Origin of the sequence: Methylobacter sp. (assembly GCF_030680395.1) — a bacterium.
GTDB lineage: Bacteria > Pseudomonadota > Gammaproteobacteria > Methylococcales > Methylomonadaceae > Methylobacter_A.
In genome coordinates this window covers 99,701-116,337 of sequence record NZ_JAUXVR010000006.1, presented here as the reverse complement: position 1 = coordinate 116,337, position 16,637 = coordinate 99,701, and the positions used below count along the sequence as shown (strand labels likewise).

Below are 16,637 nucleotides of genomic sequence, written 5' to 3'. Positions count from 1 at the left end.
ATAATTTTTCGTGTCTTTCGTGGACAAATGTTTTTTAAGACAAAGGAAACCTTATGTCTCAAACCGAACCCAAAAATATCAACAAAATTGTTACTATTTCCGTAGCCGTTTTAGCCTTGATTCTGCTAATGCTTTATATGCAGGGCAGTTTTGTCAGCAAAGTGCCGCCCGGATCAAGTCCGTTGGCTAGCGCTTCAAACACGCAGAAAAGTGACACGGCTGTTGTCGAAAAAAAGCAGGTGGACGATATTCTGGCATGGCCGGGCACGGTAAGATCAAGAACCGTTGCCAATATAGCCCCCAAAATGACAGCTCGGATTATCGAGATCAAGGTCAATGCAGGCGACAAAGTCAAAAAAGGCGACGTCATCGCCCGACTCGATGAACGCGATGTTAAGGCTCAGGAAAATGCAGCACTGGCAGCGCTTGCCGGAGCCAATGCCCAGGCAAGCCGCGCCAAAGCAGATGAACAGCGCACCCGCAGCTTGTACAGCAAAGAAGCTGCGACCCGGGAAAATTTTGATGCCGTAGTCGCCAGGGCAAAAGAGGTGCAAGCCGGTGTCAATCAGGCCGCAAGCTCTGTCGCTGAAATCAGATCGCATTTGGCCGATACGGTGTTACTTGCGCCTTTTGACGGTATTGTTGTGAAGCGTCTTAAAGAACCCGGCGATATGGGATTGCCCGGCGTACCCGTGGTGACTTTACAAACGCCGCAAGGCTTAAGGCTTGAAGCCGATGTGCCGAGCACCTGCGCCGGACGTTACAGCGTCGGCATGGATGTTAAAGTGCGCATCGACAGCCTGGGCCTGACAACCAGCGCGCAAATTGACGAGGTCAGTCCCGAAGTCGACCCGCAAACCCGCACCCAGCTGATTAAAATCGCACTGCCTGCAATGACTGGCTTGCAACCGGGATATTTCGGCTGGCTGGAACAAGCGTGCGGTCAACACGAAGCCTTATTGATTCCCGCCAGTGCCGTGCAACATATCGGTCAACTGGAAGTGGTCAAGGTATTATCGGAAGGCCGACAGCTGATGCGCCATATCAGAACCGGCAAAACCTTTGGCGACCGGATTGAGGTTATTTCCGGTCTGCATGCCGGTGAAACCGTCCTAATCCATCCGCAGCAGGCACAATAATGGACGACCTGCAAAACCAAAGCCCCAAGCGTGGATTGACGACCAAAATTGTCGAAATCTTTACCACCTCCCAACTGTCCATCCTGTTCCTGATCATTTCGCTGTTGGCGGGAGCGGCGGCGCTGATCCTGACGCCCCGCGAAGAAGACCCGCAGATCGTCGTGCCGGTGATGGACGTGCTGGTTGAATATCCGGGCGCTTCCAGCGAAGAAGTCGAAAAACTGGTCGCCACGCCGCTGGAAGTTTTGCTCAAACAGCTTGAAGGCGTCGAATATGTATATTCCGTCTCCAAACCCGGTGCGGCGCTTGTTACCGTGCGTTATTTCGTCGGCCAGGATTTTGAGGACAGCCTGGTCAAGACCTGGGACAGGCTGATGTCCAACCAGAACCTGATTCCGCCGGGCGTAACGCACTGGAAAGTGTCGCCGGTTGAAATCGATAACGTGCCCATCGTGTTGCTGACGCTGTCCGCGCAGAATGAATTGTACGATTCGATGGCCTTGCGTCGTATCGCCGACGAGCTGATTATCTCGCTGAGAAGTGTCGGCGATGTCGGTAAAAGCTGGGTTGTCGGCGGCGAACAGCGGCGGGTTTCTATCTATGCGAATCCGGCCGCACTGGCTGCGCACGGCGTAACCTTGCTTGAAATTACCCAGGCGCTGGCTAATGCCAACGTCAATCTGCAAGTCGGCAATATTGAACGCGGCAACCGTGAAATCCTGCTGGAAGCCGGGCCGCATTTTGAGTCGTCGGACGAAGTCGGCGCGACCGTCATTAAAAGCGTTGCAGGGCGGCCTGTTTACCTGCGCGATGTGGCGCGCATTGAAGACGGCCCGGCCGATGTCGATCATTACACCCGCATCGGCTTCGGCCCTGCGGTTGATGAGATGCCGACGATAGGCCACGCCACCGGCAACAAGCCGCAAGTCGGGCAGGAGCGGCAGATGGTCACCCTTGCCGTCGCCAAGCGTAAAGGCAGCAATGCGGTGAATGTCGCCGAAGCGGTTATCGCCACCGCAGAAAAACTGCACGGCACCTTGATCCCCGAGGATGTTTTGCTGAGCATCAGCCGCGATTACGGCGAAACCGCCAACCACAAAGTCAACGAACTGGTTAAGCATTTGAGTTTTGCGATCGTGATTATCGTGGTGCTGCTGGCATTTTCGCTGGGGCTGAAAGAGTCGTTTATCGTGTCGATCGCGGTGCCGATGACCCTGGCGCTGACCTTGTTGCTGGATTATATCTCCGGCTACACCATCAACCGGGTCACCCTGTTTGCGTTGATTCTGTCGCTGGGTCTGCTGGTCGACGACCCGATCGTCGATGTCGAAAACATCCACAGGCACTATAAATTACGCAAGGAATCGCCGCTTCAAGCACTGTTGACCGCGGTCGATGAAGTCAGGCCGCCAACCATTCTGGCTACTTTTACTGTCATAGTGTCATTTCTGCCGATGTTTTTTATTACCGGCATGATGGGGCCGTACATGGCGCCGATGGCTTTTAACGTGCCGATAGCGATGATTGTTTCCCTGATCGTTGCCTTTACCGTGACGCCTTGGGCGAGTTTCAAACTGCTGCAAAGCGAATATCACAACCACAGCGACGAAGCGCCGTTAGAGCTTAAACAGACTTTTATCTATCGGACTTATCGCGCGGCGCTCGGGCCTTTGCTGGCGACTTCGGGACGCGCCAAGTTATTCTTGCTGATCGTACTGATAGCCTTTGTCGGCTCGACCCTGCTGGCTGTTACCCGCGCCGTTCCGCTCAAGTTATTGCCGTTCGACAATAAAAACGAACTGCAAATCATGATCGATATGCCGCGCGGCTCGACGCTTGAGCAAACCGATGAAGTCGCGCACGCCTTGGGCAGCTATCTTGCCACCGTCAACGAAGTCACCGATTATCAAACCTATACCGGTTTGGCCGCGCCGATGGATTTTAACGGTATGGTTCGGCATTATTATTTGCGTAGCGGCGGCTATGTCGGTGAAGTCAGAATCAATCTATTAGCCAAAGACCGGCGTGAGCAGCAATCGCACGAAATCGCTCTGCGTATCCGGCCCGAAATAGAACGGCTCGGTAAGCAATACGGCGCAAACCTTAAAATTGTGGAGATTCCGCCGGGGCCGCCGGTGCTTTCCGATCTGGTTGCTGAAGTTTATGGGCCGCCTGAAGCCGGCATTGACAGTTTGGTCGCCGTATCCAAACGCGTCCGGGCCGATATGGAAAAAACCGAAGGCGTGGTCGATGTCGACGATTATTCCGAAGCGCAACATGACAAGGTGCATTTTCATCTGGATCGGGAGAAAGCCGCCTTGTCCGGCATCAGTGTCGCGCAAGTTGCAGAAACACTGCGCATTGCCGCCGCAGGCCAGACGGTCGGCATTGTTCATATCGACAGTGAACGCCAACCGCTGGAAATCACCCTGCAACTGCCGCGCGCGCTACGCTCGTCCGTTGCCGATTTATTGGCGTTGCGGGTTAAAACCGGGCAGGGTGATCTGATACCGTTAAGTGAAATAGGCAGCGCGAATATAGAAACCGAAGACCAGCCTATTTTTCACAAGAACCTGCAACGGGTAAATTATGTTGTTGCCGGAATGGCCGGGCGAAGCCCGGTAGAAGCGGTTTTCGATCTGAATGAGGTGCTGGCCGAGCGCCCCTTGCCGGAAGGTTATAGCGCCGAGTTAGCGGGAGAGGGCGAATGGAAAATCACCGTCGATGTATTTCGCGACCTTGGCTTGGCCTTTGCGGCCGCGTTGGTGATGATCTATGTGCTGCTGGTCGGTCAAACCGGATCATTGAGCGTGCCGTTGGTGATGATGATCGCCATCCCGCTGACCGTCATCGGCATCATGCCGGGCTTTTGGGTGCTTAATCTGTTTGCTGCGCCTGTTGCAGGCTACCCGAACCCGATCTATTTCACCGCCACGGCAATGATCGGCATGATCGCCTTGGCGGGTATCGTAGTACGCAACTCGATTATCCTGATCGATTTTATCGAACGCATCCGCGCCCGTGCCGATATGTCGCTTGCAGAAGCCCTGATTGAAGCCGGTGCGATTCGTTTGCGGCCGATATTTCTGACTGCCGGAGCGGCCATGTTCGGCGCGTTTGTGATTATCCTGGACCCGATCTTTTCAGGGCTGGCGTGGAGCTTTATCTTCGGCATTTTTGCTTCGACCTTGTTTTCATTGCTGGTGATTCCGGTGGTTTATTTTTTGATTAATAAAGAAGAGTGATTTTTTATCGCATTGTGTATTTTGAGGGGTATTAGCAATATTTTTCAGATTTACAGGTTGAATTCACCGGCTATAAATCCCGGTTTTTACCTTAGCGGGCATTTGCAATATGTGGTACAACATAATCCAGCTGATGCACGTAGTAATGTAGTTTAATAGCCTTCGTTGCCGCAACGGGCAAAGAAGGCTAAAACAAGAGCTGGAGTCTCCTCAGCGCTACGGTTATTGCATCGATTTTTGATTTGGAAGATCATTGGGTAAACACAACAACCGGATAACACTATGGCGATAAATACTAACAGACCCACATCCCCGCATCTGCAAGTCTACAGATTGCCTTTAACAGGCATTATTTCCATCACTCACCGCATGACCGGCGTTATGCTCACAGCCGGTTTGATCTTATTTGTTTATGTTATCTCGGCGCTGGCAGGCGGTGCGGATTCGTACGCCGCAATGCAGGAAGTCATGAATCTGTGGCTGCTCAAACTGGTGTGCTGGGGCTTTGTTTACGCGCTGTTTTTCCATTTGTGCCATGGCGTTCGGCATTTGATTTGGGATGCAGGCAACAGCTTTGAACTTGAAACGCTAAACCGATACGCGATGATTGAACTGGTCGCTTCACTGACACTGACTTTGATGACTTTTGTGTGGGGGTATTATGGATTATAGAACGCCTTTATCCAGGGCTAAGGGCTTGGGTTCTGCAAAAAGCGGAACCGGTCACTGGTGGATGCAGCGCGTCACTGCCGTAGCGCTGATTCCGTTGTCTTTTTGGCTGATCAAATTTCTGGGGCTGAGCTTGACGGCTCCCTATCAACAAACCTTAGATTGGCTGACATCGCCGATTAATAGTATCTGCATCGTGGTGTGGATCATCGCCGCTTTCTACCACGCCGCGTTGGGTTTGCAGGTAGTAATTGAAGATTATGTCGCCGCCGAAGGCCCCAAAATCATCTCAATCTGGGCCGTAAATCTGTTTTTTTTGTTTTTGGCGATTGCGGCTTTGCTGGCCGTGTTTCGCATTGTATCGATAGGGTGATTCATGTCCGCAGACTATAAAATTATTGAACATGCTTACGATGTGGTTGTAGTAGGCGCGGGCGGCGCAGGGTTGCGCGCTACCTTGGGGATGGCGGAAAAAGGCCTTAAAACCGCCTGTATCACCAAGGTCTTTCCAACCCGCAGCCATACTGTCGCAGCTCAAGGCGGTATCAGCGCGGCGCTGGGCAATATGGGCGAAGACGACTGGCGTTTTCACATGTACGATACGGTCAAAGGCTCCGATTGGCTGGGCGATCAGGATGCGATTGAATACATGTGCCGCGAAGCCATCCCCGCCGTGATCGAGTTGGAACATTACGGTGTGCCGTTTTCACGTACCGCCGACGGCAAAATCTATCAGCGCGCGTTCGGCGGCATGACCACACATTTCGGCAAAGGCCAAGCGCAACGCACTTGCGCGGCGGCCGACAAAACCGGTCACGCCATTTTGCATACCTTGTATCAGCAGTCGCTAAAACATAAAGCCGAATTCTTCGTTGAATACATCGCGCTGGATTTGATTATGGAGGACGGCGAATGTCGCGGGGTGTTAGCCTGGTGTCTGGATGACGGCTCCCTGCATTTATTTAAATCCCAAATGACCGTATTGGCGACCGGCGGCTACGGGCGCACGTTTTTTTCCTGCACCTCGGCGCATACCGTGACCGGCGACGGCAACGCGATGGTATTACGCGCCGGTTTGCCGTTGCAGGATATGGAGTTCATCCAGTTTCACCCGACCGGCATTTACGGCGCAGGTTGCTTGATCACCGAAGGCGTAAGAGGCGAGGGCGGTTATCTGACCAACTCGCAAGGCGAGCGTTTCATGGAACGCTATGCGCCATCCGCCAAAGACTTAGCTTCACGCGATGTGGTCAGTCGCGCAATGACCATTGAAATTCACGAAGGCCGCGGTGTAGGCCCGCTGAAAGATCACCTCTATTTGCATATCGAGCATCTTGATCCTGCCATTATTCACGAACGCTTGCCGGGGATTTCCGAAACCTCGCGGATTTTTGCCAATGTCGATGTGACCAAACAACCGATTCCGGTGCTGCCAACCGTGCATTACAACATGGGCGGCATTCCGACCAATTACAAAGCCGAAGTTGTGACCTTGAAGGGCGACGATCCCGATAGCGTAGTGCCGGGCTTGATGGCGATTGGCGAGGCGGCCTGCGTTTCCGTGCATGGCGCGAACCGCTTGGGCTCAAACTCGCTGCTCGATCTGGTGGTGTTCGGTCGTTCCGCCGCGATACGCTGTGCAGAACTGATCAAACCGGGATCAAAGCAAAAACCGCTGGCGAGCACTGCTTGCGACAAAGCCATCGCCCGTTTCGATAAAATCCGCAATGCCAACGGCAGCCGTAGTACCGCCGATATTCGCTTGGACATGCAAAAAGTCATGCAAGCCAAAGCGGCGGTGTTCAGAACCGGCGCCACGCTGACCGAAGGCGTCAACGCAATGGCGGACGTCAGAAAAACCTTTGCCGACGTCAAAGTGTCCGATAAATCGTTGATCTGGAATACCGATCTGGTCGAAACGCTGGAGCTGGATAACCTGCTCAGCCAAGCCACCGTGGCGATCAACGCGGCAGGCAACCGAACCGAGAGCCGAGGCGGCCATGCACGGGAAGATTACCCGAAGCGCGACGACGAAAACTGGCTGAAGCACACCCTGACCTGGTTAATCGACGATCAGGTTAAAATCGATTACAGGCCGGTACACATGTATACATTAACCGACGATGTTGACGTAATTCCACCAAAAGAGAGGGTGTACTAATGGCTGAATTTACCCTGCCGAAAAACTCGGTTTTAATCGAAGGAAAAACCTTTAAAGCGCCTGTCAGCGCAAAAAACATCCGCCGGTTTGAAGTGTATCGTTGGGACCCCTCCTCCTCAGAAATCCCGCGCATCGATACGTTTGAGTTGGATATGGACAGTTGCGGCCCGATGGTGCTGGACGCTATCCTGAAAATCAAAAACGAAATCGACAGCAGCTTAACCTTCCGGCGTTCTTGCCGCGAAGGGGTGTGCGGCTCCTGCGCGATGACCATCAACGGTAAAAACTCGCTGGCCTGCACCAAAGCCATCGACTCTTATACCGGCACCATCAAAATTTATCCGTTGCCGCACATGTCGGTTGTTAAGGATCTGGTGGCGGATATGACCCATTTCTTTGCTCAATACGCCTCGATCAAGCCGTGGATAGAAACCCAAACCCCGCCGCCTGCCGACGTCGAACGTCTGCAAAGCAAGGAAGACCGGGAAAAACTGGATGGATTATACGACTGTATTCTGTGCGCCTGTTGCTCAACCAGTTGTCCCAGTTATTGGTGGAACAGCGAGCGTTACCTGGGTCCTGCGGTCTTGCTGCAAGCTTACCGCTGGCTGGTCGACAGCCGCGATGAAAACACCGGCGAGAGGCTGGACGAACTGGAAGACCCGTTTAAATTGTACCGTTGCCATACGATTATGAATTGTACCGATACCTGTCCCAAGGGCTTGAATCCGGCCAAGGCGATTGCCGAAACCAAGAAACTGTTGGTTCAGAGAAAGTTGGGCTGATGGACGAGCTGGCTCGATTAAAGTGGCAATGTCGGCGGGGGACTAAGGAGCTGGATTTTCTGTTGAACCGGTATTTGGAAACGGGGTATTTGGTGGCGGATCAAGGGGAGAGGGAGTTGTTTGTTGAGTTGTTGGGGATGGAGGATGATATGTTGATCGCGATTTTGATGGGGAATTGGAAGTTGGAAGCGAAAGAAATGGAAAGTTTTGTTAATAGAATAACTAAGTAAGATGGACATGGAGCATCCTACTTGACTGCGATCTAAGCCGGGTAGGGGGCGCATCGCGCCCCATTTCGGAGCCCAATCGCACTGGGGATTTTGATTTCCAAAATGGCTTGTCCGTTGAAATGATTAAAATAACCGGGGCATTTTGTTATTTGTAAATGGGGCGCGATGCGCCCCCTACAGATGTCTCGATTATCCTGTATTTGGGTTTGTCTAAAACTACATTGGGTGGGCTGAATTATGTCGAATTACCGGCGGTGTTTTGTTCCTGGCGGCTCTTATTTCTTCACTGTGGTGACTGAACGGCGGGCAAAGATTTTGGGGAACGATCTTGCCAGGGATTTATTACGCGCGGCTTTTCAGGACTGCTTTCAACGTTGGCCGCCGTTTCAGGTGGATGCGATGGTGATGCTGCATGACCACATGCACGCCATCTGGACATTGCCGCCCGGTGACGCCGCTTATCCAAAGCGCTGGGGCGCGATTAAAAAACATTTCACTCAATCCTGGCTCACGCTGGGCGGCGCGGAACAATCCCGCTCGTCATCCCGCATTGCCCATCGTCGGCGAGGTGTCTGGCAACGTTACTATACAGAACATACCTTGCGCGATGAAACAGACTACCAACGGCATTTTGATTACATCCATTACAATCCTGTAAAACATGGCTTGGTAGAAAGTCCTCGCTATTGGCCCTATTCGACTTTCCACCGCTGGGTAAAACGTGGCGTGTATAACGCTGTAAGGCGGATTCGCGCTAACGCTGTAAGGTGGATATTTGTAGGGTGGATTCGCCGCGAGGCAATCCACCGCAACTTCGACTGACTGTCATCGGCGTTGTGCGTTGATTGGCGGTTTGCTGAAGCGAAACCGCCCTACCATGCTACGATTTACCTTTTTATCATGCTGATGCGGAGCGGGTATGCCCAACTATCGACGCAACTTTGTGGCGGGCGGTTGTTATTTTTTCACCGTTAGCCTGTTGGAACGGCAACGTACCTTACTAACCGATCATATTGACTTACTGCGCGACTCGGTACGCCGGATGCGCCGCTTGCATCCATTCCATATTGATGCCTGGGTGGTGTTGCCCGATCACATGCATTCGACTGCATGGACAGGAAATGATCCCGTCATTTCTCTGCATTCCCCACATCCCTGTGGGTTATGCAGGAGGTAGAGCAACGCAGGGCAGAAAAATGCTCCTGCATTTTCTGCATTCATTACATCCATGTAACTTAGCAGTTGCCGAGCATCTGGACATTGCCTCCAGATACGGATGATTTTCCGATGCGTTGGCGTCTGATTAAATTACTTTTCTCCAAAGGTTTACCGCCCATCGAACGCCTGTCGGCGACACGGCAACGGCGCGCCGAACGGGGCATTTGACAGCCGCCATCCATGGCAGCTGCCCTGCGGGTGCTACGCATCCAAATTCGTTCCAGACGGATTTGTGGCAACGCCGTTATTGGGAACATACCATTGTTACCGAACGAGATTATGCCCAACATATTGACTATATTCATGTGAACCCGCTCAAACATGGCTATGTGCAACGGGTTGGCGATTGGCCGCATTCAACTTTTCATCGCTATGTTGCCGATGGCATTCTGCCGGACGATTGGTGCGGCAATATTGCTGATTTATCCACTGTTTCGGAATGATTGACAAGTCGGGTAGAGGGCGCATCGCGCCTTTTTTCGCGCCAAAAAGCACCAAGTCTTGTATTATGCATTTTCGTGACCGTTCAGGTCGTTCGGCAAACATTGAACGTGAATTACGCATTAAAAAAGAGGTATTTATATGCAAACATTAAAAAAACAATTAAAACAAAATCTGACTTTGATTTTTTTCAGCATTCTGCTGTTGGCTTTACACCCTGCAATCGCAGAAACAGACCAAGCAGCTCAAGAAAAATTGCTTAGAGCGCGTGTGATGAGCAATCGGCAAAAAACAGATCACGCAGCCCATCTAACCCCCGTAGATAAGGCTCTGGAGTTTCATGGTGTTTTTTACGGTTATCTCCCTTGCAACGATTGCAATGGGATTAAAGCGACGCTGTCTTTAAAACAAAACAACAATTATCTGTTGGTGACTCAGCCGGCAAAAGAATCTTCAAAGGAGTTTTATGAAAAAGGAAAATACGGCTGGAATGATGAAAAGCATATCGTTATTTTAACACCGCGTAACGAACCCACCACACGGCAATATTATATTGAGGATGAAGGGACGCTCATTCAGCTTAACAGTGATGGATCTAGGATCGCGGGCGACGCAGATAGCTATACTTTACGCAGAAGCGATACGGTAAAGTCACGTGAGGTACATATTCACTAGGATTGATATGCTCCGGTTTTCTCGTTTCCATGCATCACCTACTATCATGCATTCGGATTTGTTCCATTAAAGCTGGTGCGCAGTCAGTCTTGTTATGTCGTGTAAAACTTGTTTAGCTCAGCGTAAATCCGCTCATCCTTCGACAGGCTCAGTACGAACGGATTTACTTTTACCCGTCAAAATAGAATTGACTGAGTACTCGATTGAATGGGCTGAACCATGTCGAATTTCCGGCTGTGTTGCGTTCCTGGGGAATAATATTTTTTACAGTGGCGATCACAGCGAGCAAGGAAAATCATGCAAAAAAGTGGCTACACAATAAGAACGATGACCCGGCAAGAAGTCAATATCGCGATCGACTGGGCAGCCGAAGAAGGCTGGAATCCTGGGTTGTACGATACGGATTGCTTTTACGCTGCCGATCCAAACGGTTTTCTTGTCGGGTTGCTTGGCGATGAGCCCATTGCAACGATTTCAGTCGTGAAATACGGCAATTCGTTTGGCTTTCTCGGGTTTTACATGGTTAAGCCGGAGTATCGCGGCAAGGGCTACGGTATTCAGATATGGAATGCCGCGATGGCATTACTTAGCGGTCGCACCATCGGTCTTGATGGTGTAGTCGCCCAACAGGATAATTACAAGAAGTCGGGGTTTACGTTAGCCTATAGCAATGTCCGGTATCAGGGGGTCGGCGGCGGGCATTATCCGGCTGATTCCGGCATCGTACCGTTGCCCATGCTGGCATTTGATGATATTTGCGCATACGACCAGCCTTTTTTTCCTGACAATCGCAGGGAGTTCTTGAGGTGCTGGATCAATCAGCCGCAAAGTACGGCATTAGGCATTTTGCGCAACAACAAGCTGGCCGGTTATGGGGTTCTGCGCGTCTGCCGCTCCGGATACAAGGTGGGGCCGTTGTTTGCAGACAGCCCGGAGTATGCTGAACAGCTTTTCCTGGCTTTAAACTCACATGCTCTGGAAGGTGCGCCTGTTTTTCTGGATATACCGGCAGTGAATGCGGCAGCAGTCGATTTGGTCAATCGGCATAATATGACTGTCTCGTTCGAGACGGCTCGCATGTATACAGGGCAAAGCCCCGATTTGCCGATAAACCGGCTATTCGGCGTGACCACTTTTGAGCTTGGATGATCGGAATTCGTTGGGCTTGGGCATTACGTAAATGCCCTTTATATTCAGCGAGTAGCCCGGAAATCGTGGAACTGGAAGCCTTAATTTTCTTCGTGTTCCGTATCTTCTTGTTTGGGAGCTTCCAGTTTAGGTACTTCCTGTTCAGGAGTCGCCTGTTCCTGGCTTTCGGCTTTGAACAGTTCGGAGATAAGCTCAAGATGGGGCGCTAATTGAGGTATTTCAGGAATGCTCCAGGCCTTTCCAGTGATACGGGCCAGTATATTGCTCAACCATATCCGGTTCGATTCCGCTTTCTGAATGATTAATTGGTAGGCTCCGTCATTGTTAATGATGGCAAAATCCTCCACCCAGACATCAATCGTCTCAACTTCACCGACAAGCTGAATTTGAACGTATGCTGTTCGCGGTTCTAGGTCAAAACTAAAATCCTTTAATTCTGCAATGCCCTTCAGCACTATATTCGCCACCCATATAACCATAAAATTGGGTGTGCATTTTATTGCCATTTTTATTAAACCGGTTTTGAAGCTCATATTTATCCTTATAAGTTATGTAGTGAATTTTCAAATCTAGTCGTTCTTTGTTTTGGCGTCATTTAAGCACAATCAAAAAAGGTTGCCAAACTCTCCTGCTCCGGAATGTCGCATCTTCTATCAAATAGCTTGTCGGTTGACTCTGGGTTTATCGGAGTTAATCATGAATTTCCGTAAAAACCGGCTATAGCCTAATCAATAATCAAAGAGCGGATATGATGCAGCATAAAAACATAGCCGGCCTTTTGTTATCTCGGCAATAATGGATCAATCGAACATAATCTGCCGTTGGCTATAGCTCAGCAGTCAGAAGGAAATAGTAAGTCCCGGCATTCAGTTTGGCAGCTGCGCTTAATTGAATGAGGCAATGTCTTGCGTTTAGGATGGGATTTTTTATGCAAGAGATAAGGGGCATCATATAGATCATCTTAAAGGAGGTGCTTTATGAATATTGATTGGAAAGCTATTTTTTTACCTGATATTCCTTTAATCGAGATCGTATTACGCGGATCGATAATGTATCTTTCGCTCTTCATTCTGTTACGTATCATTCTTAAACGACAGTCCGGAACACTCGGGATAAGCGATTTGCTTCTGATCACTCTTCTTGCCGATGCTTCACAGAATGGCATGGCTGGAGATTACAAGTCTCTTCCCAATGGCATAGCGCTGGTCGCTACGATTATTTTTTGGGATTTCGCGCTTGATTGGTTGAGTTATAAATCTCCTGGATTCCAGCGTCTTATTGAATCGCCGCCGCTTCTTCTGATAAAAAACGGTCAGTTATTGCGCAGAAACATGAGAAAGGAATTAATAACCGACGAGGATTTGATAGGGCAACTGCGTAAACAAGGAATCTCCGATATTTCAAAAGTGAAAGAGGCCTTCATGGAAAGCGATGGACAGATAAGCGTCGTTGAAAACGAGAAAAAACATCATCAAAAGGTAGAAAAAAAGAATGGTTGAAAGTTAACTGCGGCGGGCTGTTGATGTCAACCAGAGCCTGGCCCGTTGTACGAGCCATGTATCATCGGCAGTGTGGGTTGGTTGGCGCGCAGTATTCCAGCGATTGTGTGGTACCGCACCGACTTAAAACACTTTTCCTCTATATTATTAGTCCAGCTTGAATCCGCTATTTTCTGGATTCGTGCTTAAGTCGAACTCAGTTGAACGTGGCCACGATGTCGTTTTCTATCTTATCGATAATCGCATGCCATCATTAACATCCGCAAACTATGGACGTTTAATTACATTAAATAGGCAGTCAAGCAACCAGATATTAGCGCTGAACTATTTTCACAATAAAGCTGATCTTTATAACCATCCAAATATAAGGAAACCATTATGAAAATCAAAAAAAACATTTATGAAATATCTGACGTCATAAAAGTTAACCCGTTAGATCAGACAAACTTAAATTTTTTTAAAATTTTCAGTTTACCCCTTTGGCTGGTTATTATAAGTATCAGCCTTGGTTTTGCATCTAAATCGGTAAGGGCCGGAACTGAAGATGCCGATTTGTATTATCGATATGTTCCTTATCAAGGCCCGTCAAGTGCGACGGGAACCGGTAGCCAAACCCCTAAGCAATCGTCAGGGGCGAGTGAGACTGAAGTAAAAAAAGCTGAACAAGCCACAACAAGCCCAAGCGAAAAGGGTGGAGAGGCTAGCCAAGCCCCTAAGCAATCGTCAGGGGCGAGTGAGACTGAAGCAAAAAAAGCTGAACAAGCCACAACAAGCCCAGGCGAAAAGGGCGGGGAGGCTAGCCAAGCCCCTGCCGGCCAAAGTACTGAGCAATCCAACGCACCGAAGACTGAAGATTCAGCAGCAAGTGAACATAAACTTCCTGTACAAAGACCTGAAACAGGGACTGGGGAATTTCCTTCGCCAACGATTCCCTCATTTACTGAAATTGATGTCAATGGCGATCATTATGTGACTAAAGATGAATTGCAAAATTTCCCTGAATTGCTGCGAGTCTTTGACAAGATCGATGCCGGAAAAGATGGCAGGCTGGAACAGCATGAGTTCGCAAACCTGGAAATGGAAACTTCACGGGAAGGAGAAATCTAATGATCGGAGTTAGGAGAAAAAAAATTCTGAATAGCTGCAGTTGTTAAATAGCGCGAATATTATGGGGTACAAGTGAAGTTGATACCCACTCGCGCATCAACTAAAACCACGAAGATACGAAGAACGCAAAGCCTTTACCTGAATTTTTCATTATGTTCCGAGCTTTGCAATTATTAGTGTCTTTGTGGTTTTACGCCTTAAATCGATGGTCCAAAACAAGCAGCATCAAAAGTGGACAGACCTTCCCCGATTCTTGCCTTATATCATGTTGCGCCCCAATTCAAAAAGCCCGTAAACAGCGCGGAGACACTGGCGATCAGTTACCGGGCTTAAGTATCAGTCGATAGTCCAACGCAGTGCCGGCGCGTCCTGGCTGTCACATTACCATAATAAACCTGTCACATTGCTGTAACAAGATTGTCATATTCTGGTCGGAATACTTATACGGGTAGTCGGAATATTACATGTCAATCTTATACGATGAACTAACAAGAATTCTCAATGGCAAGCAATTAACGCCCCATTTTCAGCCGATTGTTTCTTTATATAAAAAGCAAATAATGGGCTACGAAGCCTTAATTCGCGGACCATCCGATAGTCCGCTGCACAGTCCGTTCAATTTGTTCGATACGGCTGAGCGTTTTGAGTTAAGCACAAAACTCGAATACATCTGTCGGGAAATCACTATAAAACGCTACGCGAGCCTGAATGTTAAAGAGAAGCTGTTTATTAACGTAAGTCCTTCGGTACTGTTGCAACCGGACTTTAAAAAAGGAGAAACGCTTAAGCTTCTGGATCAATTTGGTGTTGACCCCCGTTCTGTCGTTATCGAGTTAACAGAACATCAACCCACTGATGATTTTCAATTAATGCGCGAAGCGATCATTCACTACAGAAAGATGGGGTTTGAAATAGCAATTGATGACCTGGGTGCAGGCTATTCAGGATTAAGGCTCTGGTCGGAATTGCAGCCTGAATACGTAAAAATAGACATGCATTTTATACAAGGCATCCATAACGACCCCATCAAACTTAATTTTGTTCGCTCCATTCAAAATATTGCAAGCTCACTCAATTGCAATGTTATAGCGGAAGGCATCGAAACAGAAGATGAATTTAAAGCCGTGGAGCAACTTGGCATTACTCATGCGCAAGGCTATTACTTTGCCCGGCCAACGGCTATTCCTTTAGAGACAGTCGATAAGTCATTATTTATTTTCAGCACTCAACCCAATCAATTTAACGCGACGAAAGCAGCTCATATCGTTAAATTTATAAGCCCTGTTTCATCAGAGACCGCTATCAGCGACGTCATGAATTTGTTCCATCATGACAGTGACTTAACCATTTTGCCTTTGGTTGATAACAATGTGGCTTCAGGGATTGTTTTTCGCGACCACTTTCTATTCAAGCTGTTTTCAAGTCGCTATGGTATTGAGTTATATGGAAAGAAACCTATAAAAATGTTCGTAGACAAAACGCCGTTAAGTTTTGATCAAAACACAGCGATAGAATTAGTCAGCAAGCAGCTGACATCGACCATGCGAAATGATCAGGCTTTTATTATTACCAATGACGGGGAATATACAGGTATAGGAACGATACTGAAATTGCTCGAAGAAATCACCCGTCAGCAAATTCACAATGCCAAACACGCTAATCCTCTTACCCTGTTGCCGGGTAGTGTTCCGATCAATGATCAGATCGACCAATTATTGGCAGCCAAAGCAGCTTTCAGTTTCGGCTATTTCGATCTGGATCACTTCAAACCTTTTAATGACGTTTATGGTTACAGTGCGGGCGACGATATTATTAAAGCAGTTGCCAATACACTGACTCAGCACATTCCCGTAGAGAGCGGTCTGGTTGGTCACATCGGCGGAGATGATTTTATAGTGATTTTTACCGGCAATGACTGGTTGAAGTGCTGTGAAAATATTTTGAGCGACTTTAAAAAAGCCGTTCCAGGCTATTACAAAGATGAAGATATAAAAACAGGCGGTATTCATACTGAAAACAGAGCGGGAGAAACATGTTTTTTTCCTTTGATAAGTCTGTCAGTCGGTTTGGTAGACGCGGTTTCAACCAGTCAGTGTCAATCGCATGTCGATATAGCCGATTTAGCATCCGAAGCAAAAAAGCAGGCCAAAAAGACTGAAGGCAACAGTTTGTTTATTAACCATCGAATAGCGGCAAAAAGTCAGGAAAACCTTCAACCTTTTACTTATAGATCAGTCGCAAAGCTGCACGCGGTTAATTAACCGTTAACAGGCAGATACCCCATTTCTTCTTATTTCCACAGAACAGCGTGGAAACCGG

General features: G+C 49.0%; 16 protein-coding genes. 15 read left to right on the top strand and 1 reads right to left on the bottom strand.

The window, feature by feature from the left end; genetic code table 11:
• The first annotated feature begins 53 nt into the window (after positions 1-53).
• From Q8L79_RS01850 to Q8L79_RS01795, 12 genes are all read left to right on the top strand, one after another.
• Positions 54-1,139: an efflux RND transporter periplasmic adaptor subunit gene (locus Q8L79_RS01850; RefSeq protein WP_305267524.1), complete on the top strand. Its 1,086-nt coding sequence runs from the start codon at positions 54-56 to the stop codon at positions 1,137-1,139.
• The gene (locus Q8L79_RS01845; protein WP_305267522.1) at positions 1,139-4,384 is read left to right on the top strand and encodes an efflux RND transporter permease subunit; all 3,246 of its coding nucleotides are present in this window, start codon (positions 1,139-1,141) and stop codon (positions 4,382-4,384) included. The genes Q8L79_RS01850 and Q8L79_RS01845 overlap by 1 nt, the downstream gene beginning before the upstream one ends.
• Positions 4,385-4,666: 282 nt before the next feature.
• On the top strand, positions 4,667-5,056 hold the full coding sequence (gene sdhC / locus Q8L79_RS01840; protein WP_305267519.1) for a succinate dehydrogenase, cytochrome b556 subunit: 390 nt from the start codon (positions 4,667-4,669) through the stop codon (positions 5,054-5,056).
• Positions 5,046-5,426, top strand: coding sequence for a succinate dehydrogenase, hydrophobic membrane anchor protein (gene sdhD, locus Q8L79_RS01835; protein ID WP_305267517.1), 381 nt, complete (start codon positions 5,046-5,048; stop codon positions 5,424-5,426). Before sdhC ends, sdhD begins: the two co-directional genes overlap by 11 nt.
• Before the next feature lie 3 nt (positions 5,427-5,429).
• The gene (sdhA, locus tag Q8L79_RS01830; protein WP_305267516.1) at positions 5,430-7,214 is read left to right on the top strand and encodes a succinate dehydrogenase flavoprotein subunit; all 1,785 of its coding nucleotides are present in this window, start codon (positions 5,430-5,432) and stop codon (positions 7,212-7,214) included.
• Positions 7,214-7,999 (top strand): succinate dehydrogenase iron-sulfur subunit, encoded by a 786-nt coding sequence (locus tag Q8L79_RS01825; protein WP_305267514.1) that lies wholly within the window; start codon positions 7,214-7,216, stop codon positions 7,997-7,999. The genes sdhA and Q8L79_RS01825 overlap by 1 nt, the downstream gene beginning before the upstream one ends.
• The gene (locus Q8L79_RS01820) at positions 7,999-8,229 is read left to right on the top strand and encodes a succinate dehydrogenase assembly factor 2 (protein WP_305267512.1); all 231 of its coding nucleotides are present in this window, start codon (positions 7,999-8,001) and stop codon (positions 8,227-8,229) included. The genes Q8L79_RS01825 and Q8L79_RS01820 overlap by 1 nt, the downstream gene beginning before the upstream one ends.
• Positions 8,230-8,466: 237 nt before the next feature.
• Positions 8,467-9,051 carry a transposase gene (locus tag Q8L79_RS01815; RefSeq protein WP_305267510.1) on the top strand — a complete coding sequence of 195 codons (585 nt, stop codon included), beginning with the start codon at positions 8,467-8,469 and terminating at the stop codon, positions 9,049-9,051.
• A 97-nt stretch (positions 9,052-9,148) separates the two neighbouring features.
• On the top strand, positions 9,149-9,406 hold the full coding sequence (locus Q8L79_RS01810) for a hypothetical protein (protein ID WP_305267508.1): 258 nt from the start codon (positions 9,149-9,151) through the stop codon (positions 9,404-9,406).
• 205 nt (positions 9,407-9,611) lie between these two features.
• A complete protein-coding gene (locus Q8L79_RS01805; RefSeq protein WP_305267506.1) occupies positions 9,612-9,890 on the top strand; it encodes a hypothetical protein in 279 nt (92 codons plus the stop codon).
• A 139-nt stretch (positions 9,891-10,029) separates the two neighbouring features.
• Positions 10,030-10,563: a copper resistance protein NlpE gene (locus Q8L79_RS01800; protein ID WP_305267503.1), complete on the top strand. Its 534-nt coding sequence runs from the start codon at positions 10,030-10,032 to the stop codon at positions 10,561-10,563.
• Between the two features lie 297 nt (positions 10,564-10,860).
• Positions 10,861-11,712, top strand: a complete 852-nt coding sequence (locus Q8L79_RS01795) for a GNAT family N-acetyltransferase (protein ID WP_305267501.1) — start codon at positions 10,861-10,863, stop codon at positions 11,710-11,712.
• A gap of 80 nt (positions 11,713-11,792) precedes the next feature.
• Here Q8L79_RS01795 and Q8L79_RS01790 read toward each other — a convergent pair whose 3' ends face one another.
• Positions 11,793-12,245, bottom strand: coding sequence for a hypothetical protein (locus Q8L79_RS01790; RefSeq protein ID WP_305267499.1), 453 nt, complete (start codon positions 12,243-12,245; stop codon positions 11,793-11,795).
• Positions 12,246-12,689: 444 nt separating this feature from the next.
• Between Q8L79_RS01790 and Q8L79_RS01785 the strand changes: the two genes are divergently transcribed.
• The 3 genes from Q8L79_RS01785 to Q8L79_RS01775 all read left to right on the top strand — a co-directional run bounded on the left by Q8L79_RS01785 (position 12,690) and on the right by Q8L79_RS01775 (position 16,579).
• Entirely contained in the window at positions 12,690-13,211 is a 522-nt protein-coding gene (locus Q8L79_RS01785) for a DUF421 domain-containing protein (protein WP_305267497.1), read from the top strand.
• Between the two features lie 378 nt (positions 13,212-13,589).
• Positions 13,590-14,318 (top strand): EF-hand domain-containing protein, encoded by a 729-nt coding sequence (locus tag Q8L79_RS01780; RefSeq protein WP_305267495.1) that lies wholly within the window; start codon positions 13,590-13,592, stop codon positions 14,316-14,318.
• 464 nt (positions 14,319-14,782) lie between these two features.
• Complete coding sequence (locus tag Q8L79_RS01775) at positions 14,783-16,579, top strand: bifunctional diguanylate cyclase/phosphodiesterase (RefSeq protein ID WP_305267493.1); 1,797 nt, start codon at positions 14,783-14,785, stop codon at positions 16,577-16,579.
• Positions 16,580-16,637: the final 58 nt, after the last annotated feature.